The organism is Azotobacter bryophylli, assembly GCF_042643485.1.
GTDB lineage: Bacteria > Pseudomonadota > Gammaproteobacteria > Pseudomonadales > Pseudomonadaceae > Azotobacter > Azotobacter bryophylli.
In genome coordinates, this window is sequence record NZ_JBHRSJ010000001.1 from 42,127 (window position 1) to 62,944 (window position 20,818).

The 20,818-nt window shown below is 69.7% G+C and carries 24 protein-coding genes; 3 read left to right on the forward strand and 21 right to left on the reverse strand.

From position 1 onward, the window contains the following. Positions 1–16 precede the first annotated feature (16 nt). The 5 genes from ACFOJE_RS00205 to ACFOJE_RS00225 form a co-directional block, all read right to left on the reverse strand. Positions 17–589 (reverse strand): HupE/UreJ family protein, encoded by a 573-nt coding sequence (locus ACFOJE_RS00205; RefSeq protein ID WP_377812207.1) that lies wholly within the window; start codon positions 587–589, stop codon positions 17–19. A 31-nt stretch (positions 590–620) separates the two neighbouring features. Further along, positions 621–1,235, reverse strand: a complete 615-nt coding sequence (gene ureG / locus ACFOJE_RS00210; RefSeq protein ID WP_377812208.1) for an urease accessory protein UreG — start codon at positions 1,233–1,235, stop codon at positions 621–623. Positions 1,236–1,248: 13 nt separating this feature from the next. Continuing rightward, positions 1,249–1,923 carry an urease accessory protein UreF gene (locus tag ACFOJE_RS00215; RefSeq protein ID WP_377812209.1) on the reverse strand — a complete coding sequence of 225 codons (675 nt, stop codon included), beginning with the start codon at positions 1,921–1,923 and terminating at the stop codon, positions 1,249–1,251. After that, entirely contained in the window at positions 1,920–2,420 is a 501-nt protein-coding gene (ureE, locus tag ACFOJE_RS00220) for an urease accessory protein UreE (RefSeq protein WP_377812210.1), read from the reverse strand. The genes ACFOJE_RS00215 and ureE overlap by 4 nt, the downstream gene beginning before the upstream one ends. Positions 2,421–2,595: 175 nt before the next feature. Then, positions 2,596–3,315: a TorF family putative porin gene (locus ACFOJE_RS00225; protein WP_377812211.1), complete on the reverse strand. Its 720-nt coding sequence runs from the start codon at positions 3,313–3,315 to the stop codon at positions 2,596–2,598. Between the two features lie 224 nt (positions 3,316–3,539). Here ACFOJE_RS00225 and ACFOJE_RS00230 point away from each other — a divergent pair, with 224 nt between their 5' ends. Next, positions 3,540–4,544: a DMT family transporter gene (locus ACFOJE_RS00230; RefSeq protein WP_377812212.1), complete on the forward strand. Its 1,005-nt coding sequence runs from the start codon at positions 3,540–3,542 to the stop codon at positions 4,542–4,544. Here ACFOJE_RS00230 and ACFOJE_RS00235 read toward each other — a convergent pair. Next, entirely contained in the window at positions 4,443–6,752 is a 2,310-nt protein-coding gene (locus ACFOJE_RS00235; RefSeq protein WP_377812213.1) for an ELM1/GtrOC1 family putative glycosyltransferase, read from the reverse strand. The two genes, ACFOJE_RS00230 and ACFOJE_RS00235, sit on opposite strands and share 102 nt — an antisense overlap. Before the next feature lie 302 nt (positions 6,753–7,054). Between ACFOJE_RS00235 and ACFOJE_RS00240 the strand changes: the two genes are divergently transcribed. Continuing rightward, complete coding sequence (locus tag ACFOJE_RS00240; protein WP_377812214.1) at positions 7,055–7,321, forward strand: DksA/TraR family C4-type zinc finger protein; 267 nt, start codon at positions 7,055–7,057, stop codon at positions 7,319–7,321. A gap of 36 nt (positions 7,322–7,357) precedes the next feature. On the opposite strand, the gene ureC is transcribed toward ACFOJE_RS00240, so the two are convergent. The 10 genes from ureC to urtA form a co-directional block, all read right to left on the reverse strand. Next, positions 7,358–9,058, reverse strand: coding sequence for an urease subunit alpha (ureC, locus tag ACFOJE_RS00245; RefSeq protein WP_377812215.1), 1,701 nt, complete (start codon positions 9,056–9,058; stop codon positions 7,358–7,360). A 99-nt stretch (positions 9,059–9,157) separates the two neighbouring features. Continuing rightward, the gene (locus tag ACFOJE_RS00250; protein WP_377812216.1) at positions 9,158–9,463 is read right to left on the reverse strand and encodes an urease subunit beta; all 306 of its coding nucleotides are present in this window, start codon (positions 9,461–9,463) and stop codon (positions 9,158–9,160) included. Continuing rightward, the gene (locus tag ACFOJE_RS00255) at positions 9,460–9,972 is read right to left on the reverse strand and encodes a GNAT family N-acetyltransferase (protein ID WP_377812217.1); all 513 of its coding nucleotides are present in this window, start codon (positions 9,970–9,972) and stop codon (positions 9,460–9,462) included. The genes ACFOJE_RS00250 and ACFOJE_RS00255 overlap by 4 nt, the downstream gene beginning before the upstream one ends. A gap of 17 nt (positions 9,973–9,989) precedes the next feature. Continuing rightward, positions 9,990–10,292, reverse strand: coding sequence for an urease subunit gamma (locus ACFOJE_RS00260; protein WP_377812218.1), 303 nt, complete (start codon positions 10,290–10,292; stop codon positions 9,990–9,992). Continuing rightward, complete coding sequence (locus ACFOJE_RS00265; protein ID WP_377812219.1) at positions 10,292–11,125, reverse strand: urease accessory protein UreD; 834 nt, start codon at positions 11,123–11,125, stop codon at positions 10,292–10,294. The genes ACFOJE_RS00260 and ACFOJE_RS00265 overlap by 1 nt, the downstream gene beginning before the upstream one ends. After that, the gene (urtE, locus tag ACFOJE_RS00270) at positions 11,122–11,820 is read right to left on the reverse strand and encodes an urea ABC transporter ATP-binding subunit UrtE (RefSeq protein WP_377812220.1); all 699 of its coding nucleotides are present in this window, start codon (positions 11,818–11,820) and stop codon (positions 11,122–11,124) included. The genes ACFOJE_RS00265 and urtE overlap by 4 nt, the downstream gene beginning before the upstream one ends. A 40-nt stretch (positions 11,821–11,860) precedes the next feature. After that, positions 11,861–12,691, reverse strand: a complete 831-nt coding sequence (gene urtD, locus ACFOJE_RS00275) for an urea ABC transporter ATP-binding protein UrtD (protein WP_377812221.1) — start codon at positions 12,689–12,691, stop codon at positions 11,861–11,863. Continuing rightward, the gene (gene urtC, locus ACFOJE_RS00280) at positions 12,688–13,767 is read right to left on the reverse strand and encodes an urea ABC transporter permease subunit UrtC (protein ID WP_377812222.1); all 1,080 of its coding nucleotides are present in this window, start codon (positions 13,765–13,767) and stop codon (positions 12,688–12,690) included. Before urtC ends, urtD begins: the two co-directional genes overlap by 4 nt. Beyond that, complete coding sequence (gene urtB, locus ACFOJE_RS00285; RefSeq protein WP_377812223.1) at positions 13,764–15,335, reverse strand: urea ABC transporter permease subunit UrtB; 1,572 nt, start codon at positions 15,333–15,335, stop codon at positions 13,764–13,766. The genes urtC and urtB overlap by 4 nt, the downstream gene beginning before the upstream one ends. 103 nt (positions 15,336–15,438) lie before the next feature. Continuing rightward, positions 15,439–16,707, reverse strand: coding sequence for an urea ABC transporter substrate-binding protein (gene urtA / locus ACFOJE_RS00290; protein WP_377812224.1), 1,269 nt, complete (start codon positions 16,705–16,707; stop codon positions 15,439–15,441). Between the two features lie 268 nt (positions 16,708–16,975). Between urtA and ACFOJE_RS00295 the strand changes: the two genes are divergently transcribed. Next, complete coding sequence (locus ACFOJE_RS00295) at positions 16,976–17,602, forward strand: pseudouridine synthase (RefSeq protein ID WP_377812225.1); 627 nt, start codon at positions 16,976–16,978, stop codon at positions 17,600–17,602. 32 nt (positions 17,603–17,634) lie between these two features. On the opposite strand, the gene ACFOJE_RS00300 is transcribed toward ACFOJE_RS00295, so the two are convergent. The 5 genes from ACFOJE_RS00300 to ACFOJE_RS00320 form a co-directional block, all read right to left on the reverse strand. Next, complete coding sequence (locus ACFOJE_RS00300; RefSeq protein ID WP_377812226.1) at positions 17,635–18,027, reverse strand: globin; 393 nt, start codon at positions 18,025–18,027, stop codon at positions 17,635–17,637. A 72-nt stretch (positions 18,028–18,099) separates the two neighbouring features. Continuing rightward, on the reverse strand, positions 18,100–18,315 hold the full coding sequence (locus ACFOJE_RS00305) for a DUF2788 domain-containing protein (protein ID WP_377812227.1): 216 nt from the start codon (positions 18,313–18,315) through the stop codon (positions 18,100–18,102). Positions 18,316–18,599: 284 nt separating this feature from the next. Beyond that, complete coding sequence (locus ACFOJE_RS00310) at positions 18,600–19,079, reverse strand: Lrp/AsnC family transcriptional regulator (RefSeq protein WP_377812228.1); 480 nt, start codon at positions 19,077–19,079, stop codon at positions 18,600–18,602. A 298-nt stretch (positions 19,080–19,377) separates the two neighbouring features. Further along, positions 19,378–20,271 carry a cation diffusion facilitator family transporter gene (locus ACFOJE_RS00315; protein WP_377812229.1) on the reverse strand — a complete coding sequence of 298 codons (894 nt, stop codon included), beginning with the start codon at positions 20,269–20,271 and terminating at the stop codon, positions 19,378–19,380. A 99-nt stretch (positions 20,272–20,370) separates the two neighbouring features. Then, positions 20,371–20,787 (reverse strand): polyribonucleotide nucleotidyltransferase, encoded by a 417-nt coding sequence (locus tag ACFOJE_RS00320; protein ID WP_377812230.1) that lies wholly within the window; start codon positions 20,785–20,787, stop codon positions 20,371–20,373. Positions 20,788–20,818 lie beyond the last annotated feature (31 nt).

Below are 20,818 nucleotides of genomic sequence, written 5' to 3' on the forward strand. Positions count from 1 at the left end.
CCGTATCGCCCGGCTATCAGGTAGCCAGCAGCCAGCCGCCGGCGAGCGCGGTGAGGCCGCCGGCAATGCGTACCAGCGGCGCCACGGCCTGCGGCAGACGGCGCGCCAGTCGGTAGCCGAGGCCGTGCAGGGCGGCGGTGGCGACGACGAAGCCGGCGGCGTAGTCCCAGGGGCTGGCCAGGGTCGGCAGCTCCAGACCGTGGGCGACGCCGTGGCCGAGGGCGAACAGGGCGGTCAGGCCGAGTGCCGCGGCCAGCGGCGGGCGCGCCGCCAGGGCGACCAGCAGGCCGAGGGCGAGGACCGAGCCGGCGATGCCGTTTTCCAGCAGCGGCAGGGCGTGGCCGGCGAAACCGAGCAAGCCGCCGGCCAGCACGGCGGCCACGAAGGTCAGCGGCAGCGCCCAGCGTGCCGAACCTTTCTGCTGGGCGGCCCAGAGGCCGACGGCGAGCATCGCCAGCAGGTGGTCGAGGCCGCCGATCGGGTGGGCCAGGCCGGCGAGCAGGCCGGCGTGGTCGTGGCCGTCGTGGGCGAAAGCGAGCGCCGGGCTGAGCAGCAGGGCGCCGACGGCGAGGGTTTGACGCAGGTTCATGGACGATCTCCCGAAGTGGAATGGGGGCGGCTCAGGCGGTGCCGAGCATGCCCTGTTGCTCGATGAAGGCGATGATCTCGGCCAGGCCCTGGCCGGTCTTCTGGTTGCTGAATACGAAGGGACGCTCGCCGCGCATCTTGCGCGCGTCGCGCTCCATCACCTCCAGCGAGGCGCCGACCATGGGCGCCAGGTCGATCTTGTTGATCACCAAGAGGTCCGACTTGCAGATGCCGGGGCCGCCCTTGCGCGGCAGCTTGTCGCCGGCGGACACGTCGATCACGTACAGGGTCAGGTCGGACAGCTCCGGACTGAAGGTGGCGGACAGGTTGTCGCCGCCGGATTCCACCAGGATCAGGTCGAGGCCGGGGAAGCGGCGGTTGAGTTGGTCCACCGCCTCCAGGTTGATCGAGGCGTCCTCGCGGATCGCCGTGTGCGGGCAGCCGCCGGTTTCCACGCCGATGATCCGCTCCGGCGCCAGGGCTTCGTTGCGCACCAGGAACTGGGCGTCCTCCTGGGTGTAGATGTCGTTGGTCACCACGGCGAGGTTGTAACGCTCGCGCAGGGCCTGGCACAGGGCCAGGGTCAGGGCGGTCTTGCCGGAACCGACCGGACCGCCGATGCCGACGCGCAGGGGTTGGCTGTTCATGTGTGTTCTCCAATCAGGAACGGAAGAGACGGCTGTACTGGCGCTCGTGGGCCATGCTCGCCAGGGCCAGGCCGAAGGCGGCGCTGCCCCAGCGTTCGGGATCGAGGTCGGCGGCCGCGGCCTGCGCCTCCGAGAGCACCGGCAGCAGCGCGGAGGTCAGACGCTGGGCGGCCTGCTGGCCGAGCGGCAGGGTCTTCATCAGCACCGCCAGCTGGTTCTCCAGCCAGCCCCAGAGCCAGGCGGACAGCGCGTCCGCCGGGGCGATTCGCCAGGTGCGGGCGGCCAGCGCCCAGGCCAGGGCCAGGCCGGGTTCCCCGATGCCGGCGAGCAGGGCGCGGGACGGCTCGTCCAGCTCCGGCAGGCCCTCCAGCAACTGCTGCAGGGAGTAGCCCATCTGCCGGCTCTCCTGGCGCAGCTCGCGGGTCTCGCGGCTGGCGCCGTGGCGCTCGGCGAGCGTGCGCAGGCGATCCCAGTCGTCGGCCGCCGCGGCCTGGCAATGGGCCAGCAGCAGCGGCGCCTCGAAGCGGGCGAGGTTGAGCCGCAGCTGGTCCTCCAGCCAGCGCCGGGCGCTGGCTGGGTCGTGCACCAGCCCCCGCTCGACGGCCAGCTCCAGGCCCTGGGAATAGCTGTAGCCGCCGATCGGCAGCTGCGGACTGGCCAGGCGCAGCAGCGCCCAGGTCCCGCTCATGGGCGCACGCCGAACTGGTGCAGACGCGGGGCGTAGCTGAATTCGGCGTCGCCGGCGTGGGAATGGTGGTGGCCGCCGCCGTAGGCGCCGTGCTCGGGCTGGAAGGGCGCCTCGACGGCCTCCACTGTGGCGCCGAGCTGCAGCAGCATGTCCCTGAGCACGTAGTCGTCGAGCAGGCGCAGCCAGCCGTCGCCGATCTGCAGGGCGACGTGGCGGTTGCCCAGGTGATAGGCGGCGCGGGTCAGTTCCAGGGCGTCGGCGCAGGTGACGTGCAGCAACGGCTCCGGCCGGGCGCGCACGCGCACGATGCGGCCGTCCTGCGCTTCGAGGAACTCGCCGTCGCGCAGCGGCGGCTGGCCGCGTTCGAGGAACAGGCCGACCTCCTCGCCGCTGCCGGCGAAGCAGCGCAGGCGGCTTTTGCTGCGGGCGTCGAAGGTCAGTTCCAGTTCGGCGTCCCAGTCGGGACGCGCGGCAGTGCGTCGGTGGATCACCAGCATGGGGCAGTTTCCGCATCGATCGATGCCGGACTTCGAGCAAGGGGCTTGCCAAGGCCGTAGGAGTCCGGCGGGCCGCGGGATGCGGCGGGGTGGCGCCTGATTATGGGGCTTTATGGTGCGCTATTTTAGTGCGGTCGATGGGCGCGTGCGCCGAAACGGGCTGAATTGTTGCCTGTCAGTACAGGGGATGCTCCATCTTGAGCAGCAGGAAGTCGTTGCACTGGGCGTTCTGCCCGGAGTAGACCGCGCAGCCGCCGCGGTTGTCTAGGTCCGAGCCGCTGTAGGAGAGGTCGAAGCGGATTCCCAGCCAGGGTCGCGACAGGTTCAGCGACCAGTCGTTGTAGTTGCGCACGCTGCGGCCGTTGGCCAGCGACACCGGGTTGTTCAGGCTGTGGCTGGCGTACTTGAGGGTCACGTCCAGGTTCAGCGGCGAACGCTGCCCGAGGTCGACCAGCAGGGTGTTGTCGGCGCGGTCGTTGGCCCGGCTCAGGGCCGCGCCGAGGCGGCTGCCGAGCAGGGTCAGGCCGGCGTAGACCTCGTGCCGGTCGGCGTTCTTCAGGTAGGGATAGGCGTAGCGGATCACGCCGATCTCGTAGCCCGGGCCGTTGCCGCGTGTGCCGGCGTAGCCCACGTAGGAGTCCATTTCCAGCTGGGAGCCCGGGGTGATGCCCACGCTCGGCGACCACTGGCCGAAATACCAGCCGTTGGCGTGGGTCAGGTCCAGGCCGCCGTGGAAGTTGCCGCTGCGGGCCGGCTGGATCAGGCCCTGGGCCATGTTGCGGGTGGGGGTGGTGGCCAGTTTCAGTTCGAAGTCGCCCAGTTCGCGCTGCATGACCTGGGCGTAGGCGCCGCTCCCGAAGAGCAGGGCCGGGAACAGGAGCATTCTGAGGAACATGGAGTGTCCTTCCGGTCGGAGGGTCTTCTTCGGCGGCTGCGCGTCTCTGCGGCAGCCGACCGCGGAAGCCCCTCAGCATACTGTTTCCGTACACGTCAGAATGACCTTCCGTCGATTTTCCCGGAACGGAGTGCCGGTTTCGGACGAGCGCCCGCCGACCCTGCCGGAAGGAGGCGTTTGGGAGTAACTTAGTCGGTCTTTCCTGTTCGGGCTCCGGGGGCTTCTTGACCAGCGATTCCAACCGTCCGTTCTGCGGCATTCTGTTGATCCTCGGCGCCTGCCTGGTGCTGTCCTGTCACGACGCCATCTCCAAGCACCTGTCCCAGCTCTATCCGCTGATCATGGTGGTCTGGGCCCGCTACCTGTCGCAGAGCGTGCTGATGCTGCTGCTGTTCGGCCCGCGCCGGGGGCTGGGCCTGGTCCGTACCCGGCGCCCGCGGCTGCAGCTGGCGCGCGGGCTGAGCCTGGTCGGGATCAGCCTGCTGTTCATGTCGGGGCTGCGCTTCATGCCCCTGGGCGAGGCCACCGCGGTGCTGTTCCTCGCGCCGCTGTTCGTCACCGCCCTGTCGGCGACCGTGCTCAAGGAACGGATCAGCCCCGGGCAGTGGCTGGTCCTGTTCTGCGGCCTGCTCGGCGTGCTGGTGATCGTGCGGCCGGGCGGAGAGCTGGCCACCCCGGCGGCCCTGCTGCCGCTGTGCGCCGCCTTCTGCTTCGCCGTCTACCAGCTGCTCACCCGGCGCCTCAGCGGCACCGACGATCCGATCACCAGCAACTTCCTCACCAGCCTGGTGGGCAGCCTGCTGATGAGCCTGCTGGTGCCGTTCTTCTGGACCGTTCCGGTCGGCTACGACGCCTGGATGATCGCCGTGCTGGGCGGCATCGCCATGTTCGGCCACCTGCTGCTGAGCCATGCCTATCGCTTCGCCACCGCGGCCACCCTGGCGCCCTTCACCAATGCCCAGATCGTCTGCGCCGCGCTGGTCGGCTTCGTTGCCTTCGACCACGTGCCGGACGCCGGCGCCCTGCTGGGCATGGCCATCGTCATCGGCAGCGGGCTGCTGTCGGTCTGGGTGCAGCGGCGGCAGGCCGCGCCGGCCCCGGCGGACGGGGCGGGCGCGGCACAGGGCTCAGAGGGTGGCGATCAGCCGTTCGGCCGTCAGCACCGAGCGGATCTCCCGCAGGGCGCGGGCGCGGGAGGAGGCGAGCAGCTCGGGCGAAAGCTCGGGTAGCCGATCCAGCCCTTCCGGCAGGGCGGACACGCCGAGGGCCAGGTGCACCTCCTCCATGCGCCGCTCGCGGTTGAACCAGCCGGCCTCGATCACCCGGTCGTACAGCCGGCCGAGGATGTGCTGCTGGCGCGGTACGCCGCGGCTGCCCGCGGCCCGGTCGACGACCCCCAGGCGCTTCTCCACGGCGTGGAGCAGCTTGAACGGCAGAGGGCGGCGCACCGGCAGGGGGTAGAGGGCCACCGGCCGGCCGGTCAGGCTCGCCTCGGTCAGCATGGAGATGCTTTCCCCGGTGACGATGAAGGCGTCGGCCAGTTCCAGCAGCACGCGGTAGGGATTGTCCTCGCCGCTGCTGAAGCTGTAGCCCCAGACCGGCACGTCGATGGCGGCCAGCAACGCATCGGACGCCGCCTCGCTGGTGCGCGGACTGGTGGTGACCAGCAGCGAGCCGCCGCGGGCCTTGGCCGCGGCGCTGGCCTGCAGGCCCAGCTGCTCGGCCGCGGCGGCGTCCAGCCGATAGGACTCGCTGGTGCCGCCCACCAGCAGGGCGATCCAGGGCCGCGGCAGATGGGCGAAGCGCTGCTTCCAGGCCGCCAGCTCGCGGGATTCGGGCTGGCGCTGGGTGACGAAGGGCGCCGGCAGGTCGACCACGTTGTCGCGCAGCGGCAGGCCGTATTGCGGGGTCGTCACCACCAGGTCGAACTGCGACAGCGGCGCGCAGGGCCGGCCCAGCACCACCAGACGGCTAAACCCGCTGGAGCGCTGGCGGATCGCCCGCGACAGCGACGCCGTGCGCTTGCCGGCGCTCAGCACCAGATCCGGCCAGGGCGCGCTGAGCTGCCTGACGCGGGTGCCGAAGGGTTTGATCTCGTAGGGCCAGCCCAGGGAATCGGCGGCCTGCAGCAGCTGGGCGTTGTCGCCGGGATGCTTGCCTGCCAGCACCCAGACCCGCGGCTGCAGCCGCTCATCCTCGCGGCGCCGGGCGTAGTCGGCCCGGTAGATCAGGAGCTTGCCTTCCCGGTCGCGGCAGTCGAGCTGCCAGCTGTGTCCCGGGTAGCGCAGGGCGATGCGCCGCAGCAGGGCCCGCCAGCCGTCCGGGCTGCCGATCATCGAGCCCTGCGGGCCCAGCTCGGCCTTGACGAACACCGTGCGCCGGGAGAGACGGAACAGCCGCTCCAGCACCCAGGGCAGATCCTCCACCGGCAGGCGCTCCAGGCCGCAGGCGGCGACCGCATCCTGCGGCGCCAGTCCGTCGCTCCGGAGCTGCTCGGGATGCCAGCGGACCAGGTCCAGCTCGGGGTTCTCCGGCTCGTGCCAGGGACCGAGCAGGGCCAGGCTCTCGGCGCCGAGCCCGCGGGCCTGCAGGCAGACGGCCTCGGCCAGAACCGCGGCCTTTTCCGCCTGCGGCGCGCAGGCCGCGGCGAAGCCGGGGGTCGGCTGTACGGCGCTGTAGATCTCGTAGCCCTCGGCGTCGGCGGCCTGCTCCAGACTGAGGAAATGCTCGGCGTTCGGGTTGATGTGGTAGGAGTACTGGCCGGGCGTCGGCCGCCATGGCTGCAGGTGCAGCGCCGTGTAGTGCAGCAGCTTGGACCGGCCGTGGCGGTACTCCAGGTCCCGGGCGTGCCAGGCCGGATCGAGGGCGCCCCAGCGTCCCGGCTCGGCGGCGGCCTCGGCGCAGAGGGCCTTCTTGCTCTTACGGCAGGCCTTGGCGAAGGTCCAGCAGCGGGCCATGCGCTCGCAGTCGAGCAGCATCACCGCGGTGTCCTGGGGCGACAGCGCCAGGTAGCCGTGTTCCCGCATGGGCTGATCGAACAGCTCGGCGGGGTCGGCGGTGAAGATCTGGTCGACGTCGGTGTAGATCGCCTTGCCGTGGCAGCCGGCGAGATAGGGAATGGCGAAGCGGTAGTTGGTGAAGCGGGTACGCCAGCCGCGCTGCCTGAAGCCGGGCAGGCCGGTCATGCGATAGACCTCGTAGCGCCGCTCGGGGTCGCGCACCCGCTGCAGGGAGTAGAAGAAGATCCGCTCGGCGCGGTACTGCTCCGGCTGGGTGCCGAGGAAGATGCGTACGGCGGGCGCCTGGGGCGCGCCGGGGCGGGCATCGAGGACCACGGGGACGATCTGCGGTACCGGCGGTTCGGCCGGACGGCCGCGCGTGGGGTTGGCGACCGGCTGGTTCGGGGCCCACGACAGACGGGCATTGAAGAAACTCATGCTTCCTCTCGAGCGGTGATGGTCGATGCGCAGCGAGCGGGAATTCCCGGTCCGCTGCATCGCGAAAGCGGAACGCTTCCGAGCCCGGTTCGACGCTTGGGGGATCGGGCTGGGACGGAAGTCTAACTTTTTAACGAAATTTTCACAAACTTTCGACGAGCATCCGCAAGGAAGTGGTGGCCCTTTCCGACCGGCTGCCGAATAGCGGGAGAAGGTCCGATCCTTGCTAAGTTTTCTTTGGTCGAGGCGAGAGCGCTTCGGCGATTATCCACTGAGCATGACGTTTGAGCGGGAGGTCGATCATGGCCGGAGGCTGGACCAGCGACGGCGCGGTACAGGAGCAGATCGAGAGCAGCATCGAGGATGCCGTGCAGCGGGCGCGCAGCCAGCTGACCACGGGCGAGAGCCTGAGCCATTGCGAGGAGTGCGGCGAGCCGATCCCCCAGGCCCGCCGCGAGGCGCTGGCGGGCGTGCGGCTGTGCATCGCCTGCCAGAGCGAGCGCGACAAGCAGCAGGCGGCGTTCAGCGGCTACAACCGGCGGGGCAGCAAGGACAGCCAGCTGCGCTGAGGCCGCGGCGGCTTCCCCACCACGGCGGGCGCTGTTTCAGAAGAGGAAATAGCGCTGCGCCATCGGCAGCACCTCGGCCGGCTCGCACCAGAGCAGCTGGCCATCGGCCCTGACCTGGTAGTTCTGCGGGTCGACCTCGATGTCGGGCGTCGCGCCGTTGTGGATCAGGTCCTGCTTCTTCAGCTCGCGGCAGTTCTTCGCCACGGCGATACGCTTCTTCAGGCCCAGCTTCTCCGGCACCCCGGCAGCCAGTGCCGCCTGGCTGACGAAGGTCAGGCTGGTGGCGTGGCGGCTGCCGCCGTAGCTGGCGAACATCGGCCGGTAGTGCACCGGCTGCGGGGTGGGGATGGAGGCGTTGGCGTCGCCCATCAGGCTGGCGGCGATGGCCCCGCCCTTGAGGATCAGCGAGGGCTTCACGCCGAAGAAGGCCGGGCGCCAGAGCACCAGGTCGGCCCACTTGCCCACCTCGACGGAGCCCACCTCGTGGCTGATGCCGTGGGTGATCGCCGGGTTGATGGTGTACTTGGCGATGTAGCGCTTGGCGCGGAAGTTGTCGTTGCCGGCGCCGTCCTCGGGCAGCGGGCCGCGCTGCTTCTTCATCTTGTCGGCGGTCTGCCAGGTGCGGACGATCACCTCGCCGACCCGGCCCATGGCCTGGCTGTCCGAGGAGATCATCGAGAAGGCGCCGAGGTCGTGGAGGATGTCCTCGGCGGCGATGGTCTCGCGGCGGATGCGCGACTCGGCGAAGGCCACGTCCTCGGCGATGCTCGGGTCGAGGTGATGGCAAACCATCAGCATGTCCAGGTGCTCGTCGATGGTGTTGCGGGTGAACGGCCGGGTCGGGTTGGTCGAGCTGGGCAGCACGTTGGCGAAGGCGCAGGCCCGGATGATGTCCGGGGCGTGACCGCCGCCGGCGCCTTCGGTGTGGTAGGTGTGGATGGTGCGGCCCTTGAAGGCGGCGAGTGTGGTCTCGACGAAGCCGGACTCGTTGAGGGTGTCGGTGTGGATCGCCACCTGCACGTCGTACTGGTCGGCGACCGTCAGGCAGTTGTCGATGGCCGCCGGGGTGGTGCCCCAGTCCTCGTGCAGCTTGAGGCCGATGACGCCGGCCTCGATCTGCTCGATCAGCGGATCGGGCAGCGAGGCGTTGCCCTTGCCGGTGAAGCCGATGTTCATCGGGAAGGCGTCGGCGGCCTGCAGCATGCGGGCGATGTGCCAGGGGCCGGGGGTGACCGTGGTGGCGTTGGTGCCGGTGGCAGGTCCGGTGCCGCCGCCGATCATGGTGGTGACGCCGCTCATCAGCGCCTCCTCGATCTGCTGCGGGCAGATGAAGTGGATGTGGCTGTCGATGCCGCCGGCGGTGAGGATCAGGCCCTCGCCGGCGATGATCTCGGTGGCGGCGCCGACGGCGATGGTCACGTCCGGCTGGATGTCCGGGTTGCCGGCCTTGCCGATGGCGGCGATGCGCCCGTCCTTGAGGCCCACGTCGGCCTTGACGATGCCCCAGTGGTCGAGGATCAGGGCGTTGGTGATCAGGGTGTCGACCACGTCGGCGGAGCACAGCTGGCCCTGGCCCATGCCGTCGCGGATCACCTTGCCGCCGCCGAACTTCACTTCCTCGCCGTAGGTGGTGAAGTCCCGCTCCACCTCGATCCACAGGTCGGTGTCGGCCAGGCGCACGCGGTCGCCGACGGTGGGGCCGAACATGTCGGCGTAGGCTTGTCGGGAAATCTTCATCGGTATCGTCTCGCGCAGGGTGGATGGCCGAAGCCATCCACCGATCCTGGTCACGGCGGAAAAGCCTGCGGCGTTTTCCACCCTACGAATAGGTTCGGGTCAGAGCTCGCCCATCACCCGGCCGGCGAAGCCGAACACCCGGCGGTGGCCGGCCAGCTCGACCAGCTCGACCTCGCGGCTCTGTCCCGGCTCGAAGCGCACGGCGGTGCCGGCGGGGATGTTCAGGCGCATGCCGCGGGTCTGGGCGCGGTCGAACAGCAGGGCGTCGTTGGTCTCGAAGAAGTGGTAGTGGGAGCCGACCTGGATCGGCCGGTCGCCGCTGTTGGCCACGCTCAGGGTCAGGGTGCGGCGGCCGGCGTTCAGCTCGATCTCGCCGTCCCGGATCTGGTATTCGCCGGGGATCATGGTGTCTTGCGCTCCGGGGTGAGGATCAGTTGCATGTAGGTGAGGTCGAGCCAGCGGCCGAACTTGCAGCCCACCTGGCGCATCTGGCCGACGTGGATGAAGCCGAGCTGCTGGTGCATGTGGACGGAGGCACGGTTCTCGCTCTCGATGGCGCCGACCATGGCGTGCTTGCCGGCCTGGCGGGCGCGCTCGATCAGCCGGCGCATCAGCGCCTGGCCGATGCCGGCGCCGCGCTGGTCGTCACGCACGTAGACCGAGTGCTCCACCGTGTGGCGGAAGCCGTCGTGGGGGCGCCAGGAGCCGTAGGTGGCGTAGCCGAGCACCCGCTCCTGGGCGTCCACCGCCACCAGCACCGGGAAGCCCTGGCTCTGGCGCTCGGCCAGCCAGGCGCGGCGGTTGTCCAGATCCACCGGGGCGTCGTTCCAGATGGCGGTGCCGTGCAGTACGGCATCGTTGTAGATCTGCAGGATGCCCGGGAGATCGGCATCGGCGGCATCGCGGATTTGCATGGCCATTTCTCGTCAATTCAGGGAATCGGTTGATGCACGGTGACCAGCTTGGTTCCGTCGGGAAAGGTGGCTTCGATCTGGATCTCCGGGATCATCTCCGGCACGCCCTCCATCACCTGCTCGCGGCTCAGCAGCGTGGTGCCGTAGTGCATCAGTTCGGCCACCGTGCGGCCGTCGCGGGCGCCCTCGAGCAGGGCGGCGGAAATGTAGGCCACGGCCTCCGGGTGGTTGAGCTTCAGGCCCCGGGCCAGGCGGCGCTCGGCGACCAGGCCGGCGGTGAAAATCAGCAGCTTGTCTTTCTCGCGGGGGGTGAGGTCCATCAGGTACTCCAGATGCGGGGGGGAACGGCGGCGCGCCCGAGCAGGGCGGGGCGCAGCAGACGCCAGAGTTCGATCAGCCAGGCACGGGCGTGCAGCGCCTCCATGGCCAGACAACGGCCGACCAGCAGGCCGGGCAGCTGGGTCAGGTCGCCGCGCACCCGGCCGGGGAGGTCGCGGCAGCGCTCCAGCAGGTCGGCGTCGATCTCGCCGCTGGCGATCAGGGTGGCGAACACCGGCCGGCCGTCCAGGCCGATCGGCGAGTCGAGCAGGCCGTCGCCGCCCTCCACGCGCTGGCGTTCGTGCCAGAGCAGGCGGCCGTCGCGGCGGATGTCCAGGGCGGCGCGGAAGTGGCCGGCGTCGAAGCGCTCGCCGCTGGCCGGGCGGCCGAGGGCGACCATGTCCCAGTAGAACAGCCGGGCGTCGCCGTGCAGCTCGATGCGGGTGGCCAGTTCGGCCCGGGCGGCGGAATAGACGATGGTTTCCTGGGGCAGCCATTCCAGGGTGGCGCCGGACGCGACGCGCAGCTCCAGATTCTGGCTGGCCGGGCCGGCGGCGCGGTACCACTTGGCGGCGCCGGGGCTGGTCAGCTGGGCCCACGCGCCGGCGCCGACCTCCGCGCGGATGTCCAGGCGGTCGCCGCCGGCGATGCCGCCCGGCGGATGCACGAGGATGTGCTGGCAGACCTCTGGGCCTTCGGCATACAGGTGCTTCAGCACCCGCAGGGGGCCGGCATGGCGCCGGCGCACCGGGCGGGTGGCGGCGCCGTCGCGGGCGTAGGCGAGGTCCAGTTCGGCGTGCCAGGTCGGGGCGAAGGCGCTCTGCACCACGGTCATATCGCCACCAGCGCGCGCACGCCTTCGGCTTCCATGTCCGCGCCGCGGCCGCGCTGGACGATCTCGCCGCGGCTCATCACCAGATAGCGGTCGGCCAGCTCGGCGGCGAAGTCGTAGAACTGCTCGACCAGCAGGATGGCCATGTCGCCCCGGGCCGCGAGGCGGCGGATCACTGCGCCGATCTCCTTAATCACCGAGGGCTGGATGCCTTCGGTGGGTTCGTCGAGGATCAGCAGGCGCGGGCGGCTGGCCAGGGCGCGGCCGATGGCCAGTTGCTGCTGCTGGCCGCCGGAGAGGTCGCCGCCGCGGCGCTGCTTCATCTCCTGCAGGACCGGGAAGAGTTCGTAGACGAAGGGCGGTACGGCCTTCGCCTCCCGGGCGGGAAAGCGGGACAGGCCCATCAGCAGGTTCTCCTCCACCGAGAGGCGCGGGAAGATCTCGCGGCCCTGGGGCACGTAGGCGATGCCGGCGCGCACCCGCTGGTGCGGCTTGAGCGCGGTGATCGGCGCACCTTCCCAGCTCACCGCCCCTTGGCGGGCCGGGAGCAGGCCCATCAGGCACCTGAGCAGGGTGGTCTTGCCCACGCCGTTGCGTCCGAGCAGGCAGGTGACCTCGCCGACCCTGGCCTCGAAGGACAGGCCGCGGAGGATGTGGCTGCCGCCGTAGTACTGGTGAAGCTCGCTGACCTGCAGCATCTGTCTGTCCTTGTCGCCTGTGTCCGGTGGATGGCCCGCCTCAACGCCCCAGATAGACCTCGATCACCCGCTCGTCCGCCTGCACCTGGGCCAGCGAGCCTTCGGCCAGCACCCGGCCCTGGTGTAGCACCGTGACCCGGTCGGCGATGGTCTCGACGAAGCCCATGTCGTGTTCGACCACCATCAGCGAGTGCCGGCGGGCCAGGCCGCGGAACAGCTCGGCGGTGAACTCGGTCTCGGCGTCGCTCATGCCCGCCACCGGCTCGTCGAGCAGCAGCAGCTGCGGGTCCTGCATCAGCAGCATACCGATCTCGAGGAACTGCTTCTGACCATGGGACAGCAGCCCGGCCGGTCGGTGGCAGTCGTCCTCCAGGCCGACGGTGATCATCGTTTCCTCGATGCGCTCCCGCTGCTCGCCGGACAGCCGCGCACGCAGGCTGGCCCACACGCCCTTGTCGGCCTTCTGCGCCAGCTCCAGGTTCTCGAACACCGACAGCGCCTCGAACACCGTGGGCTTCTGGAACTTGCGGCCGATCCCGGCCCGGGCGATCTCGCATTCGCTCATCCGCGCAAGGTCCAGCGTCTCGCCGAAGAAGGCGCTGCCCGCGTCCGGGCGGGTCTTGCCGGTGATCACGTCCATCAGGGTGGTCTTGCCGGCGCCGTTGGGGCCGATGATACAGCGCAGCTCACCGACGCCAAGGTACAGGCTGAGGTCGGTCAGCGCGCGGAAGCCGTCGAAGCTGACGTGGATGCCCTCCAGGCTGAGGAGGGTGCCGTGGCGCACGTCCAGGCCGGGGGCGGCGGTGCGGCCGAGGCCGATGGCGTTGCGGCTGCCGGCCGGCAGGGGTTCGCGGGCCGTATGGGCGTTCATGCTTCACCTCGCCGTTGCAGCAGACCGATCACGCCCTTGGGCAGGTAGAGGGTGACGAGGATGAACAGGGCGCCGAGGCAGAACAGCCAGTACTCGGGAAAGGCCACGGTGAAGACGCTCTTCATGCCGTTGACCAGGCCGGCGCCGAGCAGCGGGCCGAGCAGGGTGCCGCGGCCGCCGAGGGCGACCCAGACGGCGGCCTCGATGGACTGGGTCGGCGCCATCTCGCTGGGGTTGATGATGCCCACCTGGGGCACATAGAGCGCGCCGGCCAGGCCGCAGAGCACCGCCGACAGCACCCAGACGAACAGCTTGTAGCCGCGCGGGTCGTAGCCGCAGAACATCAGGCGGTTCTCGGCGTCGCGCAGGGCGGCCAGCACCCGGCCGAACTTGCTCTGCGCCAGCCGCCAGCCGAGCCACAGGCTGCCGGCCAAAAGCAGCAGCGTGGCGAGAAAGAGCAGGGCGCGGGTGGCCGGGGCTGTGATGTCCTGGCCCAGGATGCGCGTGAAGCCGGTGAAGCCGTTGTTGCCGCCGAAGCCGGTCTCGTTGCGGAAGAACAGCAGCATGCCGGCGTAGGTCAGGGCCTGGGTCATGATCGAGAAGTACACGCCCCTGATCCGCGAGCGGAAGGCGAACCAGCCGAACGCCAGAGCCAGCAGGCCCGGCGCCAGCACCACCAGGCACAGGGCCCAGAGGAAGTGGTCGCTGCCATACCAGTACCAGGGCAGCTCGTTCCAGGCGAGGAAGCCCATGAACGCCGGCAGGCCGTCGCTCGCGCTCTGGCGCATCAGGTACATGCCCATGGCGTAGCCGCCGAGGGCGAAGAACAGGCCGTGGCCGAGGGACAGCAGCCCCGCATAGCCCCAGACCAGGTCCAGGGCCAGTGCGACTACGGCGTAGCAGAGGATCTTGCCGACCAGGGTCAGGCCGTAGGCCGAGACGTGCAGGGCGTGGTCCGCCGGCAGCAGGTGCAGCAGCGGCAGGGCGGCGAGCGCCGCGAGCAGCGCACCGAGGGCGACGGCGGCAGGTTTCGGGCCGGCCTTCTGGGCGAGCCGGATGGCGAGCGGCTGGTTCAATCGATGACCCTCCCCTTGAGGGCGAACAGGCCCTGCGGACGTTTCTGGATGAACAGGATGATCAGCCCCAGGATCAGGATCTTGCCCAGCACGGCGCCGATCGCCGGCTCCAGGACCTTGTTGGCGATCCCCAGGCCGAAGGCGGCGAAGACGCTGCCGGCCAACTGGCCGACCCCGCCCAGCACCACCACCAGGAAGGAGTCGATGATGTAGCTCTGGCCGAGGTCCGGGCCGACGTTGCCGATCTGCGAGAGGGCCACGCCGCCGAGCCCGGCGATGCCCGAGCCGAGGCCGAAGGCGAGCATGTCCACCCGGCCGGTGGGCACGCCGCAGCAGGCGGCCATGCTCCGGTTCTGGGTCACCGCGCGCACGTTCAGGCCGAGCCGGGTGCGGTTCAGCAGAAGCCAGACGAGCAGCACCACGAACAGGGCGAAGCCGACGATCGCCAGGCGGTTGTAGGGCAGCACCAGGTTGGGCAGCACCTGCAGACCGCCGGAGAGCCAGGCCGGGTTGGCCACCTCGACGTTCTGCGCGCCGAACAGCAGGCGTACCAGCTGGATCAGGATCAGGCTGATGCCCCAGGTGGCCAGCAGGGTCTCCAGCGGGCGGCCGTAGAGATGGCGGATCACCGTGCGTTCGAGGGCCATGCCGACCGCCGCGGTGACCAGGAAGGCCACCGGCAGGGCGGCCAGCGGGTAGAAGGCCAGGGCGTCCGGCGCCAGCTTGCGGAACAGCAGTTGCACGCCGTAGGTGCAGTAGGCGCCGAGCATCAGCATCTCGCCGTGGGCCATGTTGATCACCCCGAGCAGGCCGAAGGTGATGGCCAGCCCCAGGGCGGCGAGCAGCAGAATCGAGCCCAGGGACAAGCCGCCGAAGGCCTGGCCGAGCAGTTCGCCCATCTTCAGCCGGCGTTCGACCTGGGCCAGGCCGGTGGCGGCGGCGGTGCGCACTGCGGCGTCCGGCTCCGCGGCGGGGGCGAGCAGGGCGGCCAGGCGCGCCTTGGCCTCCGGCGCGCCGCTGTCGCCCAGCCGGCGCACGGCGGCCAGCCGTAGCGCCGGGTCGGGGGCGGTCAGTTGCAGGTTGGCCTGGGCCTGCTGCAGGGCTTCGCGCACCGCTTCGTCGCGCTCCTCGGCCAGGCACCGTTCCAGCAGCGGCCCCTGTTCCGGCTGGACGCCGCGCTGCAGCTGCTGGGCGGCGGCCAGGCGCACGGCCGGGTCCGCGGCGAGCAGCCGGTGGCTGGCCAGGGCGCCATTGAGCAGGCCGCGCAGACGGTTGTTCAGGCGCAGCGGGCGCGCTGGGCCGACGGGGGCGGCGGCGTTCTCCAGGCCGCGCCAGGCGTCGCCCTCGGCGAGGAAGGGCCGGCCGTCACCGTCGACCGCGACGCGGCCCTGCTGCAGGGCTTCGAGCAGCGCCAGGCGCGCAGGGTCCGGGGCGGCGGCCCAGGCCTGCAGCAGGCGGGCCTGTCCGGCCGGGTCGGCCGCGGCGTAGTCGCCCGCGTCCCCGGCGCGGGCTGCCAGGGGCAGGGCCAGCAGGGCGAGCAGGCAGAGTTGGCGGAGGGCGGTTCTCATCGTTCGGATTCCCGGAAGGTGCCGGTTTCCTCTCCCGGCGGAGGAGGCGGCGGTCGTCGGGCGGAGCTGGATTCGTCCACCGCGGCGACCCGGTTCGGCGTCGTCAGTGGCTCTTGACCGCGTACTCCGGCTTGCCCTGGTTGCCGGGGAGGTACGGGCTCCACGGCTGGGCGCGGATCGGCGTCTGGCTTTCCCAGACCACCGAGAACTGGCCGTCCTCCTGGATCTCGCCGATCATCACCGGCTTGTGCAGGTGGTGGTTGGTCTTGTCCATAGTCAGGGTGTAGCCGCTGGGGGCGTCGAAGGACTGCCCGGCCATGGCCTCGCGGACCTTGTCTACATCGGTGCTGCCGGCCTTCTCGACCGCCTGCGCCCACAGGTGGATGCCGACGTAGGTGGCCTCCATCGGGTCGTTGGTCACCGCCCGGTCGGCGTTCGGCAGGCCCTTGGCCTTGGCGTAGGCCCGCCACCTGGCGACGAACTGCTGGTTGACCGGGTTCAGCACCGACTGGAAGTAGTTCCAGGCCGCCAGGTGGCCGACCAGCGGTTTGGTGTCGATGCCGCGCAGCTCCTCCTCGCCCACCGAGAAGGCCACCACCGGCACCTCGGTGGCGTTCAGGCCCTGGTTGGCCAGCTCCTTGTAGAAGGGCACGTTGGAGTCGCCGTTGATGGTGGAGATCACCGCGGTCTTGCCGCCGGCGGCGAACTTCTTGATGTCGGCCACGATGGTCTGGTAGTCGCTGTGGCCGAAGGGCGTGTAGACCTCCTCGATGGCGGATTCCGGCACGCCCTTGGCGATCAGGAAGGCCCGCAGGATCTTGTTGGTGGTGCGCGGGTAGACGTAGTCGGTGCCGAGCAGGAAGAAGCGCCGGGCGCCGCCTCCGTTCTCGCTCATCAGGTACTCGACGGCCGGGATGGCCTGCTGGTTGGGCGCCGCGCCGGTATAGAAGACGTTCGGCGACAGCTCCTCGCCCTCGTACTGCACCGGGTAGAACAGCAGGCCGTCGAGCTCCTCGAACACCGGCAGCACCGATTTGCGCGAGACGCTGGTCCAGCAGCCGAAGACCGCCGCGACCTTGTCCTGGGTCAGCAGCTGGCGAGCCTTCTCGGCGAACAGCGGCCAGTTGGAGGCGGGGTCGACCACCACCGGCTCCAACTGTCTACCGTTGACCCCGCCCTTGGCGTTGATCTCGTCGATGGTCATCAGCGCCATGTCCTTCAGCGAGGTCTCGGAGATGGCCATGGTCCCGGACAGCGAATGGAGGATGCCGACCTTGATGGTGTCCGCCGCCTGCAGGCCGAAGGGGAACAGGCCGCCGAGCAGCAGGGCGCTGGCGGCGAGGGTGGACTTCAGAAGAGGGCGGCGTCTCATGGCATGGGCTCCTTGACGGTGCGTTTTTGCTCCGGAGCATCGCAGCTTCTGTGCCAAGTGCTCTGGAGCGCCGGATTTCCGGGGGCTGGGCGAAAGGTGGCGAAAAGCCTCATGACGGAGCCCGCACCGCAGCGGTGCGGCCGGCAGGGGGCCAGGCGGGGGTGCATGCGCCCTTTCGGGGCAAAAGTTGTCCGCTCGGTCAGGCTCTTGCGGGGGCGGCGGGGCGCCCCTAGGATGGGCGCCCCTCCCGTCCGACGAATCCCTGCCGATGGCCCGTCCGCCCCGTCCCGTCTCCCGTCGTCCCGCCGGCCCGGCTCCGGCCCGCCGCGTGCCCAAGGCGCCGCCCGCGCAGCCGCGGCTGATCCTGTTCAACAAGCCCTTCGACGTGCTCACCCAGTTCAGCGACGGGGAGGGCCGGGCGACCCTCAAGGACTTCGTGCCGATTCCCGGCGTCTACCCGGCCGGGCGCCTCGACCGGGACAGCGAGGGCCTGCTGCTGCTGACCAACGACGGTCGCCTGCAGGCGCGCATCGCCGATCCGAAGCACAAGCTGGCCAAGACCTATTGGGTGCAGGTGGAGGGCGAGCCGGACGAGGAGCAGCTCGAACGTCTGCGTCGGGGCGTGGAGCTCAACGACGGCCCGACCCTGCCGGCCGAGGCCCGTCTGCTGGCGGAGCCCGGCCTGTGGCCGCGCGATCCGCCGGTGCGCTTTCGCAAGACGGTGCCGACGGCCTGGCTGGAGCTGATCATCCGCGAGGGGCGCAACCGCCAGGTGCGGCGCATGACCGCCGCGGTCGGCCTGCCCACGCTGCGGCTGGTGCGGGTGCGGATCGGTCCCTGGAGCTTGGACGGGCTGGCGCCGGGGCAGTGGCGGGAGGTGCCGGCGCAGCTGTGAGGCGCCGGCGGGAGCGGTCCAACTACGACTAGTTAGTAGTAGGACTTGATCAGGTTGATGCCCTTGGTCAGAACTTCGCGCCAGGCCACCCCGGTCTGCTCGTCCCAGGCCCTGTCGTGGATGCGGATGGTGCGCAGCAGGGAGTCGAGCCAGAGCTCGTAGAGCTCCGGACGGATGTCCAGGGCGTCCCGCGCATGGCTGCAGCCGAGGGCGCGCAGCTTGGTGTCGGGCATGCCGCGGGCGTAGAGCACCAGATTGAGGATTCCCTGTCGGAGCAGCTGCTTCTGCGCCGTCATGTCGGTATTGGCGAACTTCTCGCGAATCTGGGGCGAGGAGGCGAGGAAGTTCTGGTAGAAATCATCGAAAAAATCGGAACTTGCGCAACATCTTCCATAACTTTGCATGACGCGGTCGGCTGCGTTCATGTTCTCTCCCGGGCAGATGGACTGGCTCGCCGGACGCCCCGGCGGGCGTACGGCAACGAAATTGAAAGATTCCTAGGGTATTACTTGCAGCCCTTCCAGGCTGCCGATGACCAGCGTCTTGATGACGAAGCCGAGCACGCCCAGGCCGAGGGCGAGGAACAGAACCATGGTGCCGAAGCGTCCGGCATGGGATTTCTTCGCGAGGTCCCAGACGATGAACGCCATGAACAGCACCAGGCCGGTAATCAGGCCGGTCATCATCCATTCTTCGAATACTTCCGGATCCATCTCATCTCCTGTGGTTGCAGCGGGTTGGAAACGAGCTCGGCCGGCGCATCGGCCGGTCGCGGGGCGGCACGGGCACGGCATGGCCGTTTCCCGGGGCGGTCGCGGAGCTCGGATTCGATCAGCGGCGGCCTTCAACGGCAGCCGATGACTGCCATGACAGCCGTGGGGAGTTGTTTGTTATCGGGCGCGGGGCGCATCGGAGGAACCACGTGAGGGCACAGCAAGGCGGCGGGCATTATACGTGATGCGCACCATTTGTGAGCCGCCAAAGGGTGAGCTCCGTCTCAGCTGCGCAGATGCTCCAGGGGCAGCTCGGTGCTCGACTGCACCTGGCGCAGGACGAAGCTCGAACGCACGCTGGAGACCCCTTCGATGCGGGTCAGGGTGCCGAGCAGGAACTGCTGGTAATGGTCCATGTCAGGGACCACCACCTTGAGCTGGTAGTCGGCGTCCATCCCGGTGATCAGGCTGCATTCCAACACCTCGGGGCAGCGGCCGATGACTTCCTGGAAGTGCTCGAAGCGCTCCGGGGTGTGGCGGTCCATGCCGATCAGGACATAGGCGGTGAGGGTCAGGCCGAGCTTCTTGCGGTCCAGCAGGGCGACCTGGCGGAGGATGTAGCCGTCGTCCTCCAGCTGCTTGACCCGCCGCGAGCAGGGCGAGGGCGAGAGGCCGATGCGTTCGGCCAGTTCCTGGTTGGACAGACGTGCGTCGTGCTGCAGTTCGGCAAGGATCCGCAGATCGTAACGATCGAGCTTGTTCATGCGTGGGACTTCCCTGAAAAATTGCGCGATATCATGCGTTTCCGGCAGGAAATTGTGCAAGAGCGGCCTGCACGAGAGTGTTTCGCAATCTTTCTCCGCCGCCTCCGGCGTATTCTTTTCTCCAATTCACCGCCCGGCACCATCCGACCGGCACGCCCGACCAGGCCGCCGGCGCCGCCGATCCCACCCGATCGCGTCGGCACCCGGGTACGCAGCGCCCAACCAGGCATGCGGCGAGACGGCGACACGATCGCCGCCAGGGGACCAGAAAAAAAGGGAGGCACATGCCTCCCTTTTCTCATTCGGCCCGCGCCTTCAGGACCTCCAGCGGGTCGGTGTGCACCAGCACCTCGGCCCGTGGGTATTCCTTGCGGATCGCCGCTTCCACCGCTTCCGCATGGTCGTGCGCCTCGATCAGCGACATCCCGCCCGGCAGGCTCACGTGCAGCTGGATGAACCAGTGGGTGCCGGAAACCCGGGTGCGCAGGTCGTGCACATCCAGTACCTGCGGCACGGTCAGGGCCAGCTCCTCAATGCGCTGGCGCAGGTCCTCCGACAGCTCCTCGTCCATCAGCACCGACACCGACTCGCGGCCGATCTGCAGGGCGCTCCAGAGGATGTAGCCGGAGATGGCGATGCCGAACAGCGCATCCAGCCGGCCGAAACCGAAGTTGGCCACCACCAGGGCGATCAGGATGCTGCTGTTGAGCAGAATGTCCGAGCGGTAGTGCAACGAGTCGGCGCGGATCGCCGTGGAGCCGGTCACCCGCACCACATGGCGCTGGAACAGCAGCAGCAGGCCGGTCGCCACCAGCGAGCCGAGGATCACCGCGATGCCCAGTGCCTGTGCGCCCAGCGGCTGGGGGTGGAGCAGGCGGTCGACGCCTTGCACGCCGACGAGGATGGCGCTGACGCTGATGAACACGGCCTGGCCCAGTCCGGCCAGGGCCTCGGCCTTGCCGTGGCCGTAGCGGTGGTCCTCGTCCGCCGGCCGCAGCGAATAGTGCACGGCCAGCAGGTTGATCAGGGAGGCGGCGCCGTCCAGCAGGGAGTCGGTCAGGCCGGCGAGCAGGCTGACCGAGCCGCTGAGCCACCAGGCGACGGCTTTCGACAGGGCCAGGCTGAGGGCCACCACCAGCGCGGCGGCGGTGGCCAGGCGCATCAGGCGGGCATGATCGGGGCGAGTGGGCATGGGTTCGGATCGTCTAGGAAGCTGAATGCGCCATCATAACAGCGAAGCGGGGCGGTTTCGCCGGGCGCCGCGCTTTCCGCACGGGCGCCCGGCCGGCGATCAGGCCGCCGGCGGCAGGCCGTAGGCGGCGAGCTGCTGCGGGCTGCCGTTGTGGCGGATCAGGCGCGGGTCGTCCAGCGGCAGGCTGTGCCCGGTCCGCTCCTCGATCAGCGCCTTGAGCCGTTGCAGGTCCAGGTTGCCGTCGGCGTCGATGCTCTGCTGCAGGGTCTCCGGCGCCACCGTGTAGCGGCCGTGCGGCAGGTAGATGGCGCCGCTGGCGAAGTCGACGCCGAAGGCGATCAGCCCGGGAATGACTAGAAAGAGAATGCCGATCGCGTCCAGGCCGGCCACCACCGGGTCGATCTTGCCCTCGATCTGTCCTCGGCGGTCGGGGTAGATGATGGTGCCGCAGGCGCTCAGCTGGCTGACTAGGGCGACCGCCAGCAGGCCGGCTTGAATACGGAAACGGATACGCATGCTTCCCTCCTCTGGGATCGAAACCGGCGAA